We start from the raw sequence: 24,525 nt of genomic DNA, 5'->3' as shown, positions 1-24,525 counted from the left end.
AAGTATGAAATTCATTTCTAAGTCTGTAGCGGGCATGCGGCCCGCTATAACTAAAGTTTTATTGGTTATGAAACTGATTGCCATCATCATGATTACTGTCTTTTCCAGTGTAAGCGCCAAAAGCTTTAGTCAAACTGTTACCCTTCATGAAAAAAATGTATCCGTCAAACAGGTTCTGAAATACATTGAAAAACAAAGCGGATACCATATTATGCTGGTAAACGTGAAGCCCGAAATAACACTGATAGGAAAAATAAATATTGATCTGGAGCGTGTTACGGTAGAAGAAGCGCTTAATACCTGCTTCAGAGGTAAGCCGGTTACTTACACTATAATACAGGGAACCATCATCATAAAAAAAAAGGAAGAGGAGATAAAAGCAGAAGCAGCAGCAATCATTGAGATCCATGGCAAAGTTGTTGATGAAAAAGGGCAGCCGCTGCCGGGAGTCAACGTAAAAGTGAAAGGGGCTTCCGTAGGCAGCATTACCGGCGCCCAGGGTGAGTATTCTATAAAAGTGCCTGATGAGCAAACTATATTAGTATTCTCTTATGTAAGTTTTGAAACACAGGAAGTGGTGGTTCGTGATAAGACGGCCATCAATATAACCATGAAAGAGGCCTCAAACAAGCTTAATGAGGTCATAGTTGTAGGCTACGGAACTCAAAAGAAAGTTGATTTGACTGGTGCCGTAGTTACCGTAACGGGATCAGAACTAAATAAACGGGTGGCTACAGATCCGACGCAATTATTACAGGGGAAATTACCCGGCTTATCAGTTGTACAGGGTTCGGGTGAGGCTGGTAATGAAGGAACTTCGCTTCGCATAAGGGGCACAGGTACATTTAGCGGCGCAGGTAATTCACCATTCATTATTGTTGATGGTTTGCCAGGAAGCATTACAGCACTTGATCCGCAAAATATAGAATCAGTAACTGTATTAAAGGATGCGGCGTCAGCATCCATTTATGGTACCCGGGCTGCAAACGGCGTTATATTAATTACTACCAAGCAGGGTAAAGAGGGTAAAATGCAACTCTCTTATGACTATAACCTTGGGATCACCAGGGCATCTTCATTGCCTAACAACCTCATCTATAATTCGGCCCAGTACATGACGCTCTGGAACCAGGCCGCAACTAATTCAAATTATCCTAATAAATATAGCGACGCCCAAATCGCGCTTTATACCAACCCAACAGATCATACCTTATATCCCGATTATAACTGGTTAGATGCTATATTTAATACGGTTAAAGTGCAAACTCATCATTTGGGTATAAGCGGCGGCAGCAATGGCACTACCTATAACGTTGGCTTAGGTTATGTGAACCAGCCCGATGTTATGTTGGGATATTACTATAAAAAATACAACATCCAGATCAACTTAACCTCGAAGCTAAATAAGTGGGCAACATTTGGCTCAGCCATTACATTAAACAGCAGCGAAAGGGGCTATACTTCAAGGGGAAGCCAGGATCAGTTTTTATCGGCTTTATCGCAGCAGCCTATGTATGGCCCCATATTGCCCGATGGCAGCGGCCGGTATACCAATTCGGTGTACCCCAGTGTTCAAACACCTAACAAAAATCCAATTGCAATTGCCCAAAATGCCATCAACAAACAAAACGACTATTATTTACAGAGTAGCTTTTATTTAAACATTCACCTTTTAAAAGGGTTGGACTGGCGCACTAATGGCGGCTTTAACTTCGATTTTAATAAAACTACTGACTTTAAGCCGGTAATTAACCAGTATAACTGGTTTGCAAAACCCGGTGATGCGCCTGAACGGACCCTTGATGTAAACGGGCAGGGCATTGATGTAACCGATAATAATTCGTTTTACCCGGTTGCCTATACCCAGCTTACCTATTCACGATCAATTAATAATGAGCATAATTTTAAATTATTGGCCGGTACACAGGTTGAATATAACAAATCGCAAAACCTGGAAGGGCTCCGCAATTTACCGTTTGCATCTAATACTTTACAAGAGATTGATGCCGGGCCTATAGCTTCCCAGTTAACCAACGGAACAAGTAATATTTACTCGCTGCATTCGTACTACGGACGGTTAAATTATGATTACCAGGAGAAATACCTGCTCGAGGCTAATGCCAGGTATGATGCATCTTCCCGTTTCCCGGCAAACAACAGGTGGGCATTTTTCCCATCAGTATCATTAGGCTGGATGGTTACCAAAGAAAAATTCCTGCAAAATGTAAACTGGTTAAATAATTTAAAAGTAAGGGCTTCGCTAGGTAATTTAGGTAATCAAAATATTGGTAACTACCCTTACCAGGAAACCTACAATTTCAAGAGCTATTACAATACCAAAACAAGTTATGCTTATCCGTTTTCGGGAAGTACGGTTACGAGCGGTGTAATCAACAATTCATTAACCAACCCCAATATTAAATGGGAAACTACGCGGGTATTTGATATTGGTACAGATGTTACGGTGCTGAATAACAAACTCACCTTTTCGTTCGATTGGTATGATAAATTAACATCGGGTATCCTCGAAACGGCTACCACGCTTACACCGCTTTACTTTGGTCTTAACGCGCCCGTTATTAACTACGGTAAAATGAAAAATACCGGTATTGAAGCGTCTTTTGAGTATCATGACCGCTTCGGTAAAGTTGGATTTTCTGTTGGCGGGAACATTCAGGCCAATAAAAACACCTTAGTTTCTTACGGTGCTCCGGCTATAAGCACCGGCACAAATACCATTAACCAGGAAGGACAGCCTTATGGGAGCTTTTACATGCTCAAATATGTAGGAATCTTTCAATCGGCGGCAGAAATAGCAGCTTCGCCAACACAGCAATATAACCCGCAGCCGGGATATATGAAATATGCGGATACCAATGGCGATGGAAAGGTAGATGACAGCGACAGGGTAATAGTCCCCGGTGCATATCCTAAATTTAATTATGCTTTTAACACCAGTGTTAACTGGAATAATTTTGATCTCACGGTGTTCTTTTATGGTTCATACGGGCAAAAATTATATGTTAACGGCTGGGGCATACAACCTTTTAACCAGGGATCACCTCCGCCTAAAGAGTGGTTAAACGCCTGGACGCCATCCAATCCCAGCACAACCATGCCTATGGTTTATGTTTTGGGCCAGGGAAATATCAGCAGTAATGCGAACACAGCTTCTACCTATTATTTAAAAGATGCTTCTTTTTTAAGGTTGAAAAACGTGCAACTCGGCTATAATATACCTGCTGATTTTGCCCGACACCTGTTTATGTCGGGGTTGCGGATTTATTTCGCCGGCGATAACCTGTTTACGTTCACTAAGTTTCCCGGTCTTGATCCCGAGCGGCTGGTTTCCAACACACGGTATGTTACACACCCGCAAAACCAGGTTTACTCTTTTGGTGTGAGGGCTACATTTTAACATTTATTATTTGAAACGATCATGAAAACAACGATAAAATATTTGATGCTTTTTTTGACAGCCGTTTTAATGGTTAGTAGCTGTAAGAAAAACCTTTTAGATCAAAACCCACCCGCAGATATTGCCAGCTCCGTTTACTGGAAAACGCAGAACGATGCCGACCTTGCTTTGGCCGGGATCTATAGCTTTTTTATCCAGGGTTTTAACTATAACGCCTCCGGTAATACCGGGCAGGGCTTTGGGGCCGGTACGCCATATTGGGATAGCCTTAGCGATAATGCATACAGTGCCGCTTATTCAAACATTGCACAGGGCGCAATAACCCCAACTGTTGGCGGCTTGCAAACAGACGCCTATTCAACCGCTTACAGGGCTATCCAGGCCTGTAATACTTTTTTGGATAATGTCCGTAAGATCAACCTGCCATCGGCTACATTAAACCAGTATTTAGCCGAAGTAAGGTTTGTGAGGGCTTACTGGTATTTTATGCTTACGCAATTGTACGGAGATGTTGTTTTATCACTCCATCAAATCACCATCGCTCCGGCAAATACCCAAATGGGGAGGACCCCAAAATCTGTGGTGATTGATACCATTTTAAACGACCTCACTTTTGCTGCTAATAACCTACCAAATACCGCCTATACCGGCCACGCTGTTAAAGGCACTGCTATGGGTTATATGGTAAAAGTGTATCTGGCAAAGCACCAATATCAGCAGGCAGCTGCTACCGCCAATACCATTATAACCGATGGCAAGTTTCGCATTTATACAGGCGGATACAGGAACTTATTTTTAAAACCGGGGCAAAATGGCAATCCCGAGATCATGTTCTCGGGGCGTTACCAGGTGCCTACTGCCTTTAGCCCTGCCGATTATTTATATACTTATAGTTCAAGCTTTCAGCCTTTAAACTACCTGGTTAATGATTATGAATGCACAGACGGGCAACCCATCAGTACATCGCCGTTATATAATTCGGCAACACCGTATGCTAACCGCGACCCAAGGTTATTAGCTACCGTATTAACTCCGGGCGTTTTATATAAAGGCGGGATCCCATTCGTCCCCGCAGCTATCGGTGCTTCTGCCGGATTTCTCAATAAAAAGGGAGTTGACTCTACCCGGGCAACTGTTATCGGTACACAAAGTGATCAGGACTGGGTTTATTTACGATATGCAGATGTTTTGCTGATGTACGCCGAGGCCCAGAATGAAGTTGCCGGCCCTGATGCCAGTGTTTATACCGCAATTAATGCGGTTCGTACCCGCCCTGGGGTGAACATGCCGCCAATACCCGCCGGACTGTTGCAGGATGATATGCGTACAAGAATCCGCCACGAAAGGCGGATAGAGCTGGCGCTTGAAGGGCAAAGATACTTTGATTTAAAAAGGTGGGCCCTGGATAGGGTAATTATACCAACCATTAAAGATCCTAATGCAACACAGCGCACGTTTCCGCTGAGGGATACCATCTGGCCGGTTCCGCAAACAGAAATTGATATTGCCAAAGCGGTGGGCAACACTGCATTTAAACAAACACCTGGCTACTGATCAAACTATAAATAATGAAATTTATTGAAAAAATGAGAGTGGCTATAATCGTAGCGCTTTCTTTGATGACTTGTTCGTCAGGGTTGTTTGCTGCCGCTAATGTGATTATTTACAGCCCGAATAAGCAGGTCCGTATGGAAATATTCAACAAACAGGGGAGCATATTTTATGCGGTTACCTATAAAAATCACTCTGTTATAAATACATCAGCCATGTCGGTTAGTACCGATCAAACGGTATTAACCAGCCAGGCCACTATTACAGGGAGTACAACTTATAGCGTCAATGAAACCTATCCATGGTATGGTGTGCATTCAACAGCTATTAATCATTTTAACGGTGCAAAAATTAAGCTATTACATGGCAAAGCCGCTTTTGTACTTGATGTAAGGGTATTTAATGATGCCGCGGCTTTTAGCTTTATAATACCTGGGGATAAAGGCGTTACACGCGTACCTGATGAATCCACCGCATTTAATATTCCGGCCGGCAGCACCATTTGGTATCATGACCTTAACGGGCATTATGAGGGAGTGCATACCCGTAAACTAATTGACTCTGTGAAAAATGGTCAATGGATAGCGCCGCCGGCCACAATTAAGCTGTCCGGTAACGCAGGATATGCCTCTATTACCGAAGCGGACCTTAAAAACTACTCCGGGATGGCTTTGCAGGCTAATGGGCAAGGTAAGTTGGTGTTGCAATTAGCGCATCATCATCCCATTTCTCATCCCTATGAGCTAAGGTATAGCAAGGAAGATATTGAACGCGTTTTAAAACCTGCTGCGATTAGCGGAACTATTACTACGCCCTGGCGTGTGATCATGATCGGCGCCGATTTAAATGCAATGGTTAATTGCGATGCTGTACACGATTTATGCCCTCCACCCGATAAAAAATATTTTCCTGAAGGAATCCGCACTGCGTGGGTAAAGCCGGGCCGGGCAGTGTGGCAATATTTAGATGGCGCTACGGATAAATCGGTGGCCGGTATGAAGGAATATTCTCGTTTTGCTGCTGAACTCGGTTTTGAACATAATATACTGGAAGGCTTTTGGGAAAAATGGAGTGACGATGAGATCCGGGACCTTGTTAATTATTCGCAGCAAAAGGGGGTAAGCATCTGGGTTTGGATGCACTCTAAAGATTTGCGCGACTCAAGCATCAGGCACACCCGGTTTAAGCGCTGCCATGATTTGGGAATAGCGGGTTTAAAAATTGACTTTTTTGATAATGAGGCAAAAGAGACGGTTGATTTATATCAGGCCATTTTAGCTGAGACTGCACAGCTGCATTTACTGGTCGACTTTCACGGATCAAATAAGCCTACGGGCCAGCTGCGTACCTGGCCCAACGAACTTACCCGCGAAGCTGTTAAAGGCATGGAATCAAGCAAACTCGAAGACAGGGCGACACATAGCACAACCCTGCCGTTTACCCGTTTTTTAGCCGGTCCGGCAGAATACACACCCGTACATTTTGGTGAGCGCCGCAAAAATACTACATGGACTAATCAGATAGCCAGTGCTGTTATTTTAAGTGCACCGGTATTAACCTATGCTGCCAGCCCTAAAAATCTGCTGGCAAATCCCGGAGTTGATATCATTAAAAGTATCCCGGCAACCTGGGATGAAACAATTGTGCTGCCTCCATCTGCCATTGGTGAGCTGGCGGTTTTTGCCCGGCGAAAAGGCAATACCTGGTTTTTAGCCGTCATGAACGGTACTCAGCCCAAAAACATAAAAATACCGCTTAAATTCCTCAAGTCGCCTGCTAAATGCATTGATATTCATGATGATCCGGAGAATACTTCAGCATTAAAAACAGGAAGTTCAGTCGTAAAGCCCGGCGACGTAGTATCATTAAGTTTAGGTGTGGGCGGCGGATACGTAGCGAGGTTTAACATACAATAATAGGATTACAACAAACAAGCCGATACAAGTTAATATGAGAAAGATCAAAGGTTACATTATATTACTGGTACTTAACGTATTAGTTGCGCCCGCAGTAAAGGCACAAAGCAAGACGGTTACTTTAGATTATTTTTTCAATAATGAATACCGTAAAAACTCGGCAGGTACGCTGGAACGGTATCATTATACCTGGGAAGACCTGAGGAGCAGCGGCTATTCAATATGGGGAGATGTTTTTAAAAAGAATGGCGCCAGCCTTAAAAGCCTTGAACGTGAACCGGATGCTCAAAATTTAACCGGGACAGATATTTATATAATAGTTGACCCTGATACCAAAAAGGAAACTGCTAACCCTAATTACATCGAACCCAGGCATATCAAAGCTATTGCTGATTGGGTTAAACGCGGTGGGGTACTGGTGTTAATGGCAAATGACAGTGCGAACGCCGAATTACCGCATCTCAACAAACTGGCCAAAAAATTTGGAGTTCATTTTAATGATGATTTGTACAAGCATGTGATTGGTACCGAGTTTGAAATGGGGGCTATAATTGTTCCTGCAAATGATCCTGTGTTCAGAACAGCAAAAAAGATCTACCTGAAGGATATCGCTACGCTTAAATTATCGCCTCCGGCAACGCCGTTGTTAACGGATAGCGCACAGGTAATTATTGGCACAGCCAAATACGGAGCGGGTACGGTGATTGCTGTTGGCGACCCCTGGTTATATAATGAGTATACCAACGGGCGGCTCCCTGCAGCCATGGGTTTTGATAACGACAAAGCAGCCGATGATCTGAGTAAATGGCTGTTAAAACAAATACCGGTTAAAAAATAAAGAACCCGGATTGTACAGTTCAGATCCTGTTTTTATACCCTAAACCAGTGATATAACACCAATTATTTAGGTCATTTTGAGTTTAAAGTAATGCTTTCAGAAGTTGAATTAATCGTATTAATTAAAGCAGGGGATATAAACGCCTTCGATGAGTTTTATAAACGGAATTGGAGGCCTTTGTACCACACGGCTTACCGCTCAACCGGCTCATCCGATGATGCGAAGGACCTTGTGCAAACTGTTTTTATTAATTTATGGAATTGCCGGTATAGCTTACAGCCGGATAGGTACAATGCTTCATATCTTTTCAGGAGTTTAAAAAACAGCATCATTAATTTCCACAAAAAGGATTCGGTCAGGAAAAGAGGCATGGATAACCTCTTATATGCAGAAGATACCGATCAATATACCCAGGAAGATAGTTTAATGGCAAAAGAACTGTCGGTTGYAATTGAAGGAGAGATCCGGGAGCTGCCAAAAAAAATGCAGGAGGTTTTTATTTTATCAAGACAACAAAACTTATCTGTTAACGAAATTTCTGAAACCCTGAATATTACTCCCCGCACAGTTAAGAACCAGCTCTCAAACGCACTGAAAATATTACGAACAAAACTGGGGATCTTTTGAAGATAGGTTGGAAATAAAAAAGTGCCATCAGGATTTTGAGCCTGATGGCACTTTTTTATTTATATAGATATCACTTGATCTTTAAAATGATACACCTAACTGCAGCCCTGTACTGATGGAAGCGGGCAAGTCATTACCGAATCTTACAGGAATGGGAACCGAAACAAAAAAACTGGCATCCTTACCTTTTTTTATGACCTGATTAAACACTGGTGTTACACCAAAGCGGCCATTTGTTTCAAATGCCATACGCCCGATGAAAGTAAAACCATGCTTAAAGCGGAACATCGCACCGGGATGGAATAATACGGTATTAACCTTTGAAATATTTTTTTCTGTACGGATGGCAGGGGCAACCTCAAAGCTGATACCGAACTGATCACTTTTAAGAATATTCATCCCGAAGGGAAAGCCAACTGTATAGACGTCGCCAAAATTACTCTTAAAACCATCCTTGGTCCAACTTCCAATTGGATTAATGATACTGAAGTAGCCGGATACCCTTGGATAGGCCGGAGGCTGCTGGGCGAAGCCATTCTTGAAAATAAACAATAATAGAATTGTGATAAAGCGTTTAAACATATTAAAGAGTTTTGATTAGGACGCAACCATAGTAATATGATTCGTATTGTATTAACAATACAATATTACCCGCTTCAAACTCCTTAAACTTGTATGGAATTAACTATTTGTATCCTTTTTACTTTTCAGGATACTTTTTTTATAAACCGATGGGGTTTGCCCGGTTTGCTTTTTGAAAATCCGGTTAAAATGGCTTTGGTCTGAAAAACCGGTAAGGTAAGCGATCTCGGTTAATGAATAGGAGGTGTCTGTCATTAAACCAATGGCTTTCTCTATCCTGAGCTTACGGATGTAATCGCCAAATGAAAGGTTATCAAAGTACTTGGAGAACTCGCGGGATAAGTAAGCCGGATTGATCTCCAGCTCATTGGATACATGCTGCAAACTAAGGCTCATGTTGGTGTCAAGCTGATCCTGTATCATTTCCCTGAGCTCTTTTGCCCAATCAGGCGCTTTTTTTGAAGTACTTTGTTTAATGTATTTATGAAATATCTCCAGCAGCATCCGTTCAACCGGCCCGGCCTGGGTATGTTTTAACTGGTGCAGATGTTTTGCCCAGCTGTATAATCCATCGTAAATGGTCATCCCTAATTCCAGCAGTTCCTGGTCGTCTTTGATATTGTAGGCCAGCCCTGAAAAGATAGCCTCGAGCCCTGCAGACTGTGGTGCAAAATCATGCCGGTCGGTATCCGCTCCACGTACAATTGCGGCAATCCTGTTTAGTGCCTCATCTTTCAACTGATGTTTTTTGATAAAATAATCAAAGGTGCATTGATCATTATAATGCGTGTATTCTACATCAGGCAGGTCAAATGGAATTGCTTTCAACTCGTCGGCCTTTGCCAATACCTGTTGAAAGGGAACAAAGATGATCTCAGCTTCGGCATCAATAAATCGCCTGATGAGCCAGGGGCAAGCAATGCGGTCAATCTTCGGGCGTTCGCGGGTGATCCATTTCATCTGTTTGATTCAAGTTACAAATGTAATCAAGAACCCGGGAGTCTCATTAATGGAGAAAAATCACATTTAATAAAAAAATACAAAATTAATCTGGTACCAATGCAGGTTAGCCCTGTATATAGTATCAAAGCCAAAAAACTGCCTTAAGCGGTTGAGATAAACTTAAAATACTATTCATAATGATACAACTGCGCAAGCCCGGCCCTGGCCATAATCCCGGAGACGACCATCTCCAGGACGAAAAAGCTATGCAGGCCATAGAGAAGGAAATGCTTCATAACATCCATAAAGAAATTTATGGCAGATGGCATTTCATAAAAACATCAGCTGCTAAATATGCCATTGCCGCTTCATTGGTATTGATGTGCAGCGCGGTGCTTTTTTACTTCAAACTATCGGTTAAAGATAAAGCCGCTATGATTGCCGTAACTGCCAAAAAAGGTAATCTCAAAACGATAACACTTCCCGATGGATCAACTGTGTGGTTAAATTCTGGTTCAACCATTAAATTTCCTGAACGCTTCGGAAAAACAAGGGAGATCCAGCTGGTTAATGGCGAAGCCTACTTCGATGTAAAGCATGATAATACTTCTCCTTTTATAGTTCATTATGGCCATTTACACGCGCAGGTATTAGGTACCGCATTTAACGTAAAGTTTTACAAAAATATCAGTGACGTAAGGTTAACAGTTACCAGGGGCTGTGTTGCTGTCGGTAATAAAACTGAAAACTTTGGTTTGCTTACGCATGATAAAGAAATAGTTTACGATCAGGAAAAGGCTACCCATCACATAAGGACAATTGACGCAGAGAAGGTAGCTGCCTGGAAATCAAGCGAAATTAATTTATACAGTGTTTCATTTAGTGAGTTGGTGATGAGGCTGGAAAACACATATGGTGTTCATGTAAACTATAACCATAAAAAGAATGATCACTTAACAACAACTATTCATTTTTCAAATAATAACACGCTATCCTATGTGCTTGACATCATTAAAACCATCCATCATTTAGATTATGTTTTGAAAGGAAAGGAGGTTTACCTGGCGAAAAACGAAAACAGTTAAACCCAAAAAGCCAGTACCCCCGAAGCCGGGCTGCAGGGGTATAGGCAGAGAGTGCAGATATAAATTATTGGCAGGTTCCAAGCTAATCCAATAATTCATATAGTTTTTTAGGATAAAAACCTCGTAAAGATGAAAAAAAAATCGACTAAAATTTTTAATTTTTTCATGAAGGTATCGATGGTTGTTATGGTTAGTTCACTGGTTTTTTGCCAGGTATTGCTTGCCAAACATGCAGAGAGCCAGATTTCAGATTTCCCTGTAAAGATTGCGTTTGGTAACGAATCATTACAAAGCTCAATTGATAAACTTGAGAAACAAACCAACATTAAATTTTCTTATAACCCAGTTGAATTAAACGGCTATAAAGTAAACCCGCATAAATTCAAAGATGAGCCGCTGGGCAAAATCCTTAATTATTTATTTGCTAAAACCCGTTTGTCATTTAAAGAGATCAATACCGGAATTGTAATTTATGATAAATCAGCTTCTGCTAAACCCAATGTACTAACCAATAAAACCAATGAGCAAAATATTGAAGCTGCTGATATTACAGTTACGGGTAAAGTAACCGATGCAAATGGCGCCTTGCCGGGTGTTTCAGTAAGTATAGAAGGCGGAGGAAGAGGGGTGATCACTGATCCCAAAGGTGAATATACCCTTAAAGTACCTGCCAACGCTACGCTGATATTTTCTTCAGTTGGCTATAAAACGCAAAAAGTAGCGGTAAATAATCAAACAACCATCAACGTAACCATGACAGGCGACCTGAAATCATTAAGTGATGTGATCGTGGTTGGTTACGGTGTTCAGAAAAAGTCAGATGTAACAGGTTCAATAGTTTCAGTTAGCGAACAGTCGCTACGTGATGTTCCGGCCGCTAACCTTGGCCAGGCTTTGCAGGGGCAAGCCGCGGGTGTGGATATCCAGAAAAGCGCGGGTAACAGCCATCCTGGTGCATCTCCATCTATTTTAATCCGTGGAAACAGGTCTATCAATGCATCCAACTCACCCCTTATCGTAGTTGATGGAATCCCGTTTAATGGCAGTTTGAATGATATCAACCCTGATGATATAACTTCCTTAGAGGTATTAAAAGATGCGTCATCTACAGCTATTTATGGTTCAAGAGGCGCAAACGGTGTTTTGCTGGTTTCTACGCGCAGGGGTAAAAAGGGAGGAACGGCAGTAACCTATAGCGCTTATGCCGGTTTCAATAAACCGCTGGGCCAGTATAATATCATGAACGGCGCCCAGTTTGAAGACCTGAAAAAATGGGGTTTGTTCAACGGTAACCCCGGTAAATATACAGGAATTGATGACCCTGCTTTTTTAACCGATGGCTCTTTTGCTCCGCAAGAAGTGGCTTCCATAAAAAGTGGGCGCAGTACCGACTGGCAAAAACTGATTTATAAAAACGGATTTGTGACCGATCATCAGTTGGGGGTTGCCGGAGGTAATGAGCTTACACAGTATGCCATATCCGGCGGATACTACAACGAAACAGGGATCTATTTCGGTCAGTCATTCGTTCGTTACTCTGTTAAACTTAGTGTTGACCAGCAATTGGGCAAATTTGTAAGGGTTGGTTTAAGCAGCTTAAATACGCTGAGCTACACCAATGGCGAAAACGCGAACCCGCTTGGCCAGGCATTAAGGGCCAGCCCGCTTTCAACACCTTATGATGACGTTACCGGCAAACTGGTTGGTTTTACCGCCGGAAGCGCTAACCAGGTATGGAACCCGCTTGCAAATTTTGTTCCGGGCGCTGCGGTTGAAACCCGCAAAAGATTCGGAACTTTTACAACAGCTTACCTCGAAGCTACACTTGCTCCGGGATTAAAATACAGGTTTAACGGCGGCGCTGAAATTAGGCCCGATATTTACGGCAACTACTACGGCAGCGCTACTACTAACAACCTGGGCGGTGCATCAACAGCAAATAACCAAAGTACTTACAGCTACAATTATACGCTTGAAAACATATTGACTTACGATAAAGTGTTTGCGCAAAAGCACCATGTAAATTTTACTGGTCTTTACAGTTTGCAGGAAAGTCAGTCGCAGTCAAATTCATTTAGCTACAATAATATTCTGTCGGATGGTATCCAGTATTTCAACCCGCAGTACGGAGCAAACTTAAGTGGTTCGGGATCATACTCCAAATGGGACATTATCTCCTACATGGCCAGGGTGAATTATGGTTACGCCAATAAATACCTGCTTACCTTAACCATGCGTTCAGACGGCTCATCGCGCCTGGCACCGGGAAATAAATATCATGTATTCCCTTCGGCGGCAGTTGCATGGAATGTGACTAAGGAGCCGTTCTTAATGAACTCAAACATACTGTCAAACCTTAAATTAAGGGCAAGTTACGGTACCGTTGGTAACACGGCTATCAACCCTTACCAAACTTTGGGTGCTTTATCATCAGTTAACTATAATTTCGGGTCGACTAACCTAACAGGCGCTTATCCAACAAATGTTCCTAATCCAAATCTAACATGGGAGTATACTTCTACATTAAATGCAGGCGTTGATTTCGGTCTTTTCCAGGGACGGGTTACAGGTACAGTTGAAGCCTACCGCCAGTATACAAGGTCTTTACTATTACCATTATCATTACCGCCAACATCGGGTATTCCAAACAGCATTTTAACCAATGTTGGGCAAACCCAAAATAAAGGTATCGAGGTAAGCATAAGTACTATCAACCTACCCGGCAACGGCAGGAACTCTGTTAGCTGGACAACCAATTTCAACATCGCCTTTAACAGGGGCAAAGTGACCAAATTAGCAAGTGGGGTTACCCAGGATATAACAAACGGTTTGTTTGTGGGGCAGCCTATTAATGCCATATTTGATTATAAAAAGATCGGCATCTGGCAAAACACAGCAGCCGATACAGCCCAGGCTAAAAGTTTAGGACTTACAACTACTGGTACAGGTTCTGTAATTGGTACCATCAGGGTAGAGGATGTAAACAAGGATGGAAAGATCAGTGCTGCCGACAGGGTTGTACTTGGATCCGATCAGCCTACTTATACCGGCGGTTTTACCAACCGCATAGGATACAAGGGATTTGATTTTACGGTAGTGGCCGCCTACAGGGTTGGGGGATTAATCACTTCCAAAATGTTCCAGAGCGGAAGCTTTATTAATACCTACCAGGGTAATTATAATAATATCAACGAGGACTATTGGACACCAACCAATCATCAAAATTATTATCCTAAGCCAAATTCCGCTTCAACCAATACACCTTATTCATCTACACTGAGTTATTTTGACGGCACCTTTCTTAAGATCAGGAGCCTCACTTTAGGCTATAATATGCCCGAAGCAATAACCAAGCGTATCAGTGTACGGTCGTTAAGGATATATGCTACGGCGCAAAACCCATTTATTCTTTTTTCTCCGTATCGTAATATATATCACGGTTTGGATCCGGAAACAGCCGGCGCCTTAAACGTAGATACGCCTCCTACAAAGTCATTTACATTTGGTATTAACATGACACTTTAAATTTAAATAAGATGAAAAGGATATCTATATATTTATACACCTGTTTGTTTTTAGGTCTTGCTACCACAGCTTGTAAAAAAACACTGTTAGAAGACCCGAAATCAACACTTACCCCAGCTTTTTTTACCACAAGCCAGGGTTTTCAGGCCGGCCTCACCGCAGCCTATGCCGGTTTCAGAACTATTTGGGGGCCGGATACCTATTTTGAAATGACTGTTCCCGGTACCGATGAATTTATTGCCGGTAACGATGGCAACAACGGCCTGGTAAAATACAACAGTAACTTTAATACTGCTGACGGTACCGTTGCCACGATCTGGAAAAATTGTTACACCTATATCAACACCTGTAACGGTTTGATCGGTAGCGTTCCGGCCGGTATTGACGCTACGTCGGCAGCAAGCATGGTTGGTGAAGCCAAGTTTTTGCGGGCAAATTATTACTTCATATTAGTTCAGTTTTGGGGCGATGTAACTTTAAACAAAACATTCCAGTCGGTACCTACAACATCTGCCACCAGGGCCCCAATGGCAGACGTATATAATTTTATCGTTCAGGACCTGAAGGATGCTATAGCGGTTCTTCCTGCAAGCCCTTTAGCCAATGGTGTGCAGCCCGGCAGGGCAACAAAAGCGGCTGCAATGCACATGCTTGCAAAAGTATACTTAACAAGAGCGGGGTCATCGGCCAAACAGGCAGATGATTATAAAAACGCCTACACTACTGCAATTGACCTTATTACCAATGTTTCACCTGCCGGTGGCATAAAATTGCAGCAGGATTTTGGAAAGGTATTTGCCGAAGGTAATGAAGCAAACAGCGAAATACTGTGGACTGTACAGCACACATCTACATTGGCCTACAATGGTTCTGCCACACAGAATAACAGCGGCCCTGATAACCTGTTGTGCCACTTATTTGTGCCTAAGTATGAGGTACAACCCGGCATGCAGCGCAGTACCCTTTACGGGCGTCCCTATATCCGTGTGGTGCCTACGCATTGGCTTACTGATACCGTATTTAGCGAAAGGGTTAATGATCAGCGCTATAATAAAACGTTTCAAACAGCCTGGTTATGCAATAATGCAGCTTCAGTACCTACCTGGTCTAATCCGTTGCCGGCCGGTGCTCCTGCTGGCGCTCAGCCCGGGGCTCCTAAATTTACAGTTGGCGATACGGCTATTTGGATGCCCGGCTATGCTATGACCTCGGCTCAAATTGCAAAGTATCGTTACCAGGTAATTCCGCCGGCCAAGTATAGCATCGCTTTATCGCCAGCCATGATCAAGTATTTTGATACAAAACGCCCCGATCAAAATTCGCCCTCAAGCCGGCCTATCATTATTTACCGCTTAGGCGAAACCTATTTAATTGCTGCCGAAGCATTATTTATGGATGGCCGAGCCGGAGACGCTGTGCCTTATATCAATGCCATCCGCGAAAGGGCTGCTTATCCTTCAGGTAACGCAGCAGCAATGGATATCACTGTCGATAAGCTTTCGCTGGATTTTATTTTAGATGAACGCTCAAGAGAGTTGTGCGGCGAGCTTGTGCGCTGGCTTGACCTTGCACGAACAGGTAAGCTATTGGAGCGGGTAAAATTGCATAACACTGATGGTAAAAGTAATATTAAGCCATTCCATGTGCTGCGCCCGATCCCGCAAACACAAATAGATGCAACAATTACAGGCTCCCCGTATCCACAAAACCCTGGTTGGTAAGCAAGGGTTAAAATAAAGATGTAGATAAATGCAAGCGATAAAAAATACCATGAAAAAACACAACACTATACTTCGTATTCTTTTAGTTTTTCTTTTGCCCTTTTGCTTTATTGAAGCACAGGCAAATGGTAATGCATCGCCCGAAACGTCCCCATATAACGTAAAGTTATATGGGGCAAAGGGTGACGGAAAAGCCATTGATACCCAAAATATCAATAAAGCAATTGAGGCTGCGGCAGCGGCCGGTGGTGGAACAGTTTATTTTCCTGCCGGGAATTATTTAAGTGGATCCATTCATCTTAAAAGTGGTATAAGCCTGTATATCGATCAGGGGGCAACCTTAATAGCGGCGCCTATTGAAGCCGCCTCTGGTTATGATGAGCCTGAAGCCAAAACCGATAACAACTACCAGGATTTTGGGCACAGGCACTGGCATAACAGCCTGATCTGGGGCGAAAACCTGCACGATATTTCCATATTAGGCCCTGGTACTATTTGGGGTAAGGATTTGGTGCGGAGCAATAAAGGAGAAGATGATAAACGCCCTAACAAAACGATCAGTCTTTATTTATGCCGTAATGTAATTATCAGGGATATATCCATACTGCACGGCGGCTGGTTCGGGATCCTGGCTACAGGGATAGACAATTTCACTATTGATAATGTAAAAATGGATACCAACCGCGACGGTATGGATGTTGATTGCTGCCGCAACGTACGGATCTCAAACTGCAGTATAAACTCACCATATGATGACGGTATCTGCCTTAAAAGCACTTATGGACTTGGATTTGCCCGGGCTACCGAAAATGTAACCATTACCAACTGCCAGGTAAGCGGCTATGATGAAGGCTCATTTTTGGCCGGCACTTTTACCCGCAATGAAAAAAAATATTCGGACGGTAACCCTACCGGCCGCATAAAAATGGGTACCGAATCAAACGGAGGTTTTAAGAATGTCACTGTTTCAAACTGCGTGTTTGATTATTGCCGCGGCCTGGCCCTTGAAACTGTCGACGGTGCTCTTTTAGAGGATGTTACCATCACCAATATCACCATGAGGGATATTGTTAACGCGCCAATTTTTGTAAGGCTTGGTGCACGCATGCGCGGGCCTGAAAGTGCACCTGTTGGGGCGCTTAGGCGTGTGATCATCAGCAATGTTGTATGTTATAATGCTGATAGCAAACATGGAGCTATTATAAGTGGCATTCCGGGGCACGATATTGAAGATCTGCGGTTAAGTAATATCCGGATTTATTATAAAGGCGGAGGAACAAAAGAGCAATCTACACGTGAAGTGCCTGCGCTTGAAAAAGAATACCCGGAACCATATCGTTTCGGTACGATGCCTTCTTATGGCTTCTTTATTCGTAATGTTAAGGATTTGAAAGTGAGTGATGTGGAAGTTAGTTATATCTCGGATGATTTTCGTCCGCCGTTTATTCTTGATCATATAACCGGTGCCGATTTTCAACATATTAAAGCGCAGAAAGCGGCAGGCACACCAACGTTTGTTTTAAACGAAGTAAAAGATTTTAACATCTATAACAGTCGCCCGGTAGCAGATACTAAACTGGCCGATGTGAATAAAAAGGAATTATAATTAATAAACAGCATGAAAAGTATACTATTTAAATGGGTGATGATACTTACGATCCTGCCGGTGAGCATAGCGCTTTATGCCCTGAAACCGGGATCAGAAGTAGTGCCCGATACTGATAACGCGCGCTTAAAATTACCTGCCGGTTTCGGGGCACTGAAAGTTGCCGAAACCGGTGCAAAGGCCCGGCATTTAGTAGTTACGCCGCAGGGTGATATTTATGTAAAGCTGGCTAAACCCAACAAAGAAGGGAAGGGGATCTTAGTATTCCATGAAGCGACCAATGGCAAGGCAGAACTTAAATCAGGCTTCGGTACTTACGGTGGTACCGAGGTTTATTTAAAGAATGGGTACTTATACGCATCGTCAAATACCGAGGTGTTCAGGTATAAGGTGAATGATAAAAATGAAGTGATCAATCCCGATCAGCCCGAAAAAATCATCACCGGGTTAAAGGCTGGCCGCCAGCATGAAACCAAATCATTTGCATTGGATAATGATGGCAATATTTATGTAAACATAGGTGCCTGGTTCAACTCGTGCCAGGAAAAGGACCGCGGCCTGCATTCGCCGGGAGTCCCGGGATGCCCAATACTGGACTCCATGGGTGGCGTATGGCAGTTTAAAACAGATAAATTAAACCAAACCTATGGCGATGGTGTACGGTACGCAACCGGCTTAAGGAATATGGTTGGTATGGACTGGAACCAGCAGAATAACCAGCTATTCGTAATGCAGCACGGCAGGGATAACCTGAATAGTTCATGGCCCGAGCTGTATACTACCAAGCAATCTGCCGAGTTACCTGCCGAGTGTTTATATGCCCTTAAAAAAGGGGATAATGCTGGCTGGCCATATATGTATTATGACCAGATCCAGCATAAAAAGATCCAGGCCCCTGAATATGGCGGCGATGGCAAAAAAGAAGCTGAAGCAAAGTTTCTTGATCCGGCTGCCGCCTATCCAGGACACATGGCCCCCAATGGTTTGTTGTTTTATACTGGGAACCAATTCCCTGCAAAATATAAAAACGGGGCATTCATAGCCTTTCATGGCTCATGGAACAGGGCTCCTGAACCACAGGCAGGATATTTTGTGGTCTTTCAGCCATTTAAAAATGGGAAGCCTGATGGCGACTGGGAAGTATTTGCCGATGGATTTTCAGGCTCACCCGAAAAAACAGCTGCCGGGCGCGCCGATCATCGTCCCTGCGGACTTGCACAGGGTGCCGATGGTTCATTATATGTTACGGATGATTCAAAAGGTACAATTTACCGTATTATCTACCTTAAAAAGTAATAAACAAATGACTAAATACTCATTGATCCTCTTTTTTGCTTTTAGCTGTTTCCAGCTAACGGCTCAGGTTAAAACCAGGACGAAGACAAAAGCGAAGCCGGCTATGGGGCTGGCCGCGTCAATAGCAGGCGGCAAAATTATCTATGTAAATCATTGTTTAACCTGCCACCAGGCCGATGGCGGAGGTGTGCCGAATATGAATCCGCCATTAATCAAAACATCCTATGTAACAGGCGATCATGTGCAGTTAATTAAAGTGGTGCTCAACGGATTTGCAGAAAACGTTGATATTGATGGTGAATCCTACTCAAATGTAATGCCCGCACACGATTTTTTAAAAGACCGTGAAATTGCAGATGTATTAACCTACGTAAGGAAAAGCTTCGGTAACAAGGGCGGAGCGATTACTGCATCACAGGTAAAGGCGGTCCGCGCAAAGAACAAAAAGAAGACGGCTATTAAAAATATATAACTCTAACTAAAAACAGCTAAAATGAAATCACTTTTATACATATTACTTATTGCCTGCACATCGGCAGCGTTTGGGCAGGACGTTAATACCGGCGATGTTGTGCGCCGCGTTGCCGATAACGTCATTAAAGAAACTTCCTTCCAGTTTGTCAATGCCAAAACAAATGAAAAGTATAATTCGACAAAAGGTTTGGCTTCATCCACAGATCTTAAGGTCGACAGTAAATACAATAAGTGGGCATACGTAAATGGTGTTTTAACCATTGGCATGATGCAAACCGCGGATGTGCTTGGCGATAAAAAGTATTCAGACTATTCCCTGCATAACTTTTCATTTATTTTTGACAACCTCAGTTATTTCGAAACCCTTTATAAAGCTAAGACAGGCAAGGTTGAGTATGGCTCAGTGTTCAATATAACCAATTTGGATGCCTGTGGTGCCATGTCGGCCGGGTTGTTTGATGTAGATGCTCTCGCTCACCGGAAAGACTACCAGGCTTATCTGGAAAGGTCTGCCGCCTATATCTTAACTAAACAAATGCGCCTGCCAGATGGTACACTTGCCCGTCCGCAGCCCCGCTTTGGTACCCTTTGGGCCGATGATATGTTCATGAGTATTCCGTTTTTGGCACGTATGGGCAAATTAACCGGCGATAGCAAATATTTTGATGATGCTATTAAGCAGGTTGAGAATTTTAACAAATACCTTTATGACCCGGCAACAGGCCTATTCTTCCATAATTATTATGCAGATGATCAAACCAATGGTGTAGGTCACTGGGGCCGCAGCAATGGCTGGATAGCCATGGCACAGGTCGAACTGTTAAACAATTTACCTGCAAACCATCCAAAACGCCCCGAGCTGATTAAACTGCTGTTGAGGCAAATAGTGGGCTATGCCCGTTACCAGGATCAAACCGGTTTGTGGCACCAGTTATTGGACAAGCCCGATTCATACCTCGAAACATCAGTTACCGCCATGTACACTTATGCAGTAGCAAGGGCAGTAAACCAGGGTTGGATAAACGAAAAATATATAGCCATTGCCCGCGAAGGATGGAAGGGATTAGCCTCAAAAGTAACTGCCGACGGACAGCTTCAGGATGTGTGTATCGGCACCAATATGGATACCGATATCAAATTTTATTACACCCGCCCAACCGAACTGAACGATACCCATGGCTTAGGTGCTTTGTTATTGGCCGGAACAGAAATGCTTAAAGCCGAAAAGAAGAAATAACCATGCAGAGGCTAACGAAGTTTTTGTTATGTATTGTCGTAATAGTGCTGGCATCTAATTTTAGTTTGTTTGCCGCCGATGTGGATATTACAGCTTATGGTGCTACCGGCAATGGAACAACATTAAATACTGCGGCTATTCAAAATGCCATCGACGCTTGTTATAAAAGCGGTGGCGGCAAAGTGGTGGTTCCTTCAGGGGTGTTTTTAACCGGTACAATTGCATTGAATGATAATATTACCCTGCATCTGAATAAGGGCGCTGTATTATTGGGGAGCACCGATGTTAATGATTATAAGAACCTTGATCCTTTTGTTGAGGGCCTTGGCATTAGCGTGGGCTGGGCGCTGGTTGTAGCGGTTGATAAAAAGAACATCAGCATTGAAGGCGAAGGCATTATCGATGGCCAGGGATCAAAACTAAAAGCTCAGCAAATACTAACCGATACCCGTGCCGAATCACAGCGCTGGGGCCGGCGTCCTTTTTTATTGCGGGTTGTGCGTTGCCAAAACGTTTCTGTACGGGGTGTTACTTTAAATTATTCAGCCGCCTGGACCTCTCATTACTTTCAATGTAAGCAGGTAAACATTCAAAATGTGAAAATTGAAAGCAGGGGAGTTGCCCATAACGACGGCATGGATATAGACGGCTGCCAGGATGTAACTATCAAAAATTGCGACGTGATAAGCGGCGATGACGCTCTGTGTTTTAAAACAACATCAAGCAAAATGGCCTGTAGGAATATTGTGATCTCGGGCTTGCGATTAAAAAGCGGTCAGGGGGCCATAAAGATCGGCACCGAATCTATGGCGCCATTTGAAAATATCAGCATTTCAAATTGCTATATCTATGATACCGCCAATGGCGGTATTAAGCTGCTTTCTGTTGATGGTGCTAACATCAGGAATGTTGAAATTGATGATATTACTATGGTTGAAGTAAAAACGCCTATCCTGATCCGTTTAGGTGCAAGATTAAGTGTGTTTCGCAAAGACCAGGATGCGCAACAGCCGATAGGAACGCTTGAAAACGTAACCATTAAAAATGTAAAGGCAAAAGCGGCAGATAACGCACAACTGATGCCACCGTCAGGGATCCTGATAACCGGTATCCCCGGACATAATATTAAAGGGCTTACTTTAAAAAATATTGAGGTAAACCTGGCAGGCGGTGGAACCGAAGAAAATGCCCGGCAGGTTGTACCGGAGGCTATTGATAAGTACCCCGAAGTAAAAACATTTGGTCCGCTTGTACCTGCCTATGGCGTATGGGCAAGGCATGTAGAGGGATTAAAACTCGATAATGTAAAATTCACCTTAGGTCATAATGATCTCAGGCCGGCTTTCATCTGCGAGGATGGGAAAAACATTGAACTTAAATCCTGCGTAATTCCTGAAACTACAGGGGCCCGGGCAGTGATCAGGTTAGAGAACGTTGCCGGAGCTTACATCAATAATACCAGCGTTACCGGCTCTGCGGACGCATTTGTGCGTGTTGAAGGCAATGCAAGCAGCGATATCAAGATCCTGAAAAATAAAATCCAAGGCATACAAAAAAAGGTTGAACTGTCTGACGGCTTGAATGCCGGCACTGCCATTTTAAATTAATATTAATGAGCAATCGAATACAGCAAATGAAGATAAACTCACATAAGATATTTTTAGCCGCCCTGGCATTTCTGTTCCCCTTTATGGCTTATGCCCAACAGGTTACTTTGCCCGCGCAAACAGACCGCTGGGTTATCCAACCGGATGGAAGCATCAAGTGGACTATTAACGGCCGGCTACCCCATACCGATCATATTGAAATGTCGGGCGAAAAAGTATCTGTATGGGTGCAGTATGGATTGGATAGCGCAGGCAGTGCTTCAGTTTCACGTACCGTTGTTTTCCCAACCTTCAGAATGCTGCCCGATGGCACCCGCACGCATATCGATTATACCTTTCAGGATAACGAATTGCCTCGTTTCTTTGTTAATAATCGGAAACTCAAGACAGACCTGGCAAACGGAAAAAAATCAGGTGACCTTTCGTACAATATCACCAGTATCAGCCATAAAGGGATTATGAGGATAGCCACCACGGCAGGTAATCCCGCTTTGGTAAAAATAGACCGGAGTATTTTTCCATCTGTAGACAAGCCGCTGGTAATTGAAAAGTTTGTATTTACCAATGTAACTGATAAGCCTGTTACCATTACAATGGAATATTTGCGCCGTGAGGAGCGGACAGATAGTGCTAAAAGTAAGGTAAGACCCCATTCGGTGATCATGGGTTCTGTTGATCATGGCAGCAGGGTAATACAGCCCGGAGCAAATACAACCTTTTCGGTTTATTATATGGCTACAGATTTTCCTGCCCAAGCGGTTAAAATTGATGCCAATGCTGAAGAAAAGGCTCGTGAAAACCGTATAAATGCCATTTTATCACCACTGCAATTAAAAACTCCTGATACTTTATTGAATACAGCGTTTGCTTTTGCCAAGATCAGAGGGACAGAAAGTATTTACAAAACCAAAGTCGGTTACCTGCACGGCCCCGGCGGACTTGCTTATTATGCCGCCATCTGGGCAAATGATCAGGCTGAATACATAAGTCCGTTTTTCGCTTTTTCGGGAGATAGTATCGGCAACCTTTCGGCCATGAACTGTTACCGGCTATTTGCAAAATACATGAACCCCGAATATAAACCAATCCCCAGTTCAATAGTAGCAGAGGGCGATGCCGTATGGAAAGGGGCCGGTGATAGGGGCGACCAGGCCATGATTGCCTATGGTGCATCAAGGTATGCATTAACTTATGGTAAACCGGATTCTGCCAAAAAGCTCTGGCCGCTCATAACCTGGTGCCTTGAATTTAGTCACCGGAAGTTGAATGAGCAGGGAGTTGTCCTTTCAGACCATGATGAACTGGAAGGGCGTTTCCCGTCAGGCAAAGCCAACCTTTCAACCAATAGCCTTTATTATGATGCGTTAATATCTGCGGCATACCTTGGTAAGCAATTACATCTGCCAAAAGCACAAACAGATGAATATTTAAAACAGGCGGCGACGCTTAAAGGTAATATCGAAAAGTACTTCGGGGCAACGATAGATGGCTTTGAAACCTATAAATACTACGAAACTAATGATGTATTGCGTGCCTGGATCTGCCTGCCGCTTACCATGGGCATTTTAGAACGGAGCGAAGGAACCATCAATGCCTTGTTTTCGCCCCGCCTGTGGACGGCCGATGGCTTAGCCACCCAAGCCGGTAAAGAAACCTTTTGGGATCGCTCAACATTATATGCTCTTCGTGGCGTATTGCAGGCAGGCAAAACCGAAAAGGCTATAGATTATTTGCGTTATTATTCGCGCAGGCGCTTGTTAGGTGCGCATGTCCCTTACCCGGTAGAAGCTTATCCCGAAGGTAATCAAAGGCATTTATCGGCCGAGAGCGGGCTTTACTGCAGGATCTTTACCGAAGGCTTATTCGGTATCAGGCCAACAGGTTTCGGCAATTTTGATTGTACGCCCCGTTTACCAAAAGGATGGAGTGAGATGACTTTGAATAATATTCATGCATTCGGCCATGTTTTTAATCTGCAGGTTTCACGGCTAAATAAAGGGAAACTGCTTATCTCCATTACTAAGGGTAGTAAAGTAATTAAATACAGAATAACTGATGGTGGTACACAGGCTGTTGTGTTATAAACTGTATCTTGATATA

General features: G+C 43.4%; 16 protein-coding genes. 14 read left to right on the top strand and 2 right to left on the bottom strand.

Annotated features, from left to right (window positions below; translation table 11 throughout):
- Positions 1-4 precede the first annotated feature (4 nt).
- The 5 genes from AC1DUD_RS26645 (at position 5) to AC1DUD_RS26625 (ending at position 8,350) form a co-directional block, all read left to right on the top strand.
- Positions 5-3,418, top strand: a complete 3,414-nt coding sequence (locus AC1DUD_RS26645) for a SusC/RagA family TonB-linked outer membrane protein (RefSeq protein ID WP_477380174.1) — start codon at positions 5-7, stop codon at positions 3,416-3,418.
- A gap of 21 nt (positions 3,419-3,439) precedes the next feature.
- On the top strand, positions 3,440-4,972 hold the full coding sequence (locus tag AC1DUD_RS26640) for a RagB/SusD family nutrient uptake outer membrane protein (protein WP_477380172.1): 1,533 nt from the start codon (positions 3,440-3,442) through the stop codon (positions 4,970-4,972).
- Between the two features lie 14 nt (positions 4,973-4,986).
- Complete coding sequence (locus AC1DUD_RS26635; protein ID WP_477380170.1) at positions 4,987-6,885, top strand: glycoside hydrolase family 97 protein; 1,899 nt, start codon at positions 4,987-4,989, stop codon at positions 6,883-6,885.
- Between the two features lie 34 nt (positions 6,886-6,919).
- On the top strand, positions 6,920-7,723 hold the full coding sequence (locus AC1DUD_RS26630) for a DUF4350 domain-containing protein (RefSeq protein ID WP_477380168.1): 804 nt from the start codon (positions 6,920-6,922) through the stop codon (positions 7,721-7,723).
- Between the two features lie 90 nt (positions 7,724-7,813).
- Complete coding sequence (locus tag AC1DUD_RS26625; RefSeq protein ID WP_477380166.1) at positions 7,814-8,350, top strand: RNA polymerase sigma factor; 537 nt, start codon at positions 7,814-7,816, stop codon at positions 8,348-8,350.
- An 81-nt stretch (positions 8,351-8,431) separates the two neighbouring features.
- Here the strand turns inward: AC1DUD_RS26625 and AC1DUD_RS26620 are convergent, their stop codons facing one another.
- Positions 8,432-8,932 (bottom strand): hypothetical protein, encoded by a 501-nt coding sequence (locus tag AC1DUD_RS26620; protein ID WP_477380164.1) that lies wholly within the window; start codon positions 8,930-8,932, stop codon positions 8,432-8,434.
- 99 nt (positions 8,933-9,031) lie between these two features.
- A complete protein-coding gene (locus tag AC1DUD_RS26615; protein WP_477380162.1) occupies positions 9,032-9,892 on the bottom strand; it encodes a chromate resistance protein ChrB domain-containing protein in 861 nt (286 codons plus the stop codon).
- A gap of 179 nt (positions 9,893-10,071) precedes the next feature.
- On the opposite strand from AC1DUD_RS26615, the gene AC1DUD_RS26610 reads away from it, so the two are divergent.
- From AC1DUD_RS26610 to AC1DUD_RS26570, 9 genes are all read left to right on the top strand, one after another.
- The gene (locus AC1DUD_RS26610) at positions 10,072-10,959 is read left to right on the top strand and encodes a FecR family protein (RefSeq protein ID WP_477380160.1); all 888 of its coding nucleotides are present in this window, start codon (positions 10,072-10,074) and stop codon (positions 10,957-10,959) included.
- 129 nt (positions 10,960-11,088) lie between these two features.
- Positions 11,089-14,484 carry a SusC/RagA family TonB-linked outer membrane protein gene (locus AC1DUD_RS26605; RefSeq protein WP_477380157.1) on the top strand — a complete coding sequence of 1,132 codons (3,396 nt, stop codon included), beginning with the start codon at positions 11,089-11,091 and terminating at the stop codon, positions 14,482-14,484.
- Between the two features lie 11 nt (positions 14,485-14,495).
- Positions 14,496-16,205, top strand: coding sequence for a RagB/SusD family nutrient uptake outer membrane protein (locus AC1DUD_RS26600; RefSeq protein WP_477380155.1), 1,710 nt, complete (start codon positions 14,496-14,498; stop codon positions 16,203-16,205).
- 49 nt (positions 16,206-16,254) lie between these two features.
- A complete protein-coding gene (locus tag AC1DUD_RS26595; RefSeq protein WP_477380153.1) occupies positions 16,255-17,811 on the top strand; it encodes a rhamnogalacturonidase in 1,557 nt (518 codons plus the stop codon).
- Between the two features lie 12 nt (positions 17,812-17,823).
- Positions 17,824-19,107 carry a PQQ-dependent sugar dehydrogenase gene (locus AC1DUD_RS26590; RefSeq protein ID WP_477380151.1) on the top strand — a complete coding sequence of 428 codons (1,284 nt, stop codon included), beginning with the start codon at positions 17,824-17,826 and terminating at the stop codon, positions 19,105-19,107.
- A gap of 7 nt (positions 19,108-19,114) precedes the next feature.
- Positions 19,115-19,579, top strand: coding sequence for a c-type cytochrome (locus tag AC1DUD_RS26585; protein WP_477380149.1), 465 nt, complete (start codon positions 19,115-19,117; stop codon positions 19,577-19,579).
- Positions 19,580-19,600: 21 nt separating this feature from the next.
- A complete protein-coding gene (locus AC1DUD_RS26580; RefSeq protein ID WP_477380147.1) occupies positions 19,601-20,818 on the top strand; it encodes a glycoside hydrolase family 88/105 protein in 1,218 nt (405 codons plus the stop codon).
- A 2-nt stretch (positions 20,819-20,820) separates the two neighbouring features.
- Positions 20,821-22,425, top strand: coding sequence for a glycoside hydrolase family 28 protein (locus AC1DUD_RS26575; RefSeq protein WP_477380145.1), 1,605 nt, complete (start codon positions 20,821-20,823; stop codon positions 22,423-22,425).
- A gap of 5 nt (positions 22,426-22,430) precedes the next feature.
- Positions 22,431-24,509 carry a glucosidase family protein gene (locus tag AC1DUD_RS26570; protein ID WP_477380143.1) on the top strand — a complete coding sequence of 693 codons (2,079 nt, stop codon included), beginning with the start codon at positions 22,431-22,433 and terminating at the stop codon, positions 24,507-24,509.
- The last annotated feature ends 16 nt before the right edge of the window (positions 24,510-24,525 follow it).

Source organism: Mucilaginibacter sp. P4_A11 (assembly GCF_056402535.1).
The sequence above is the reverse complement of the archived record's forward strand: the minus strand, read 5'-3'. Positions and strand labels throughout refer to the sequence as shown.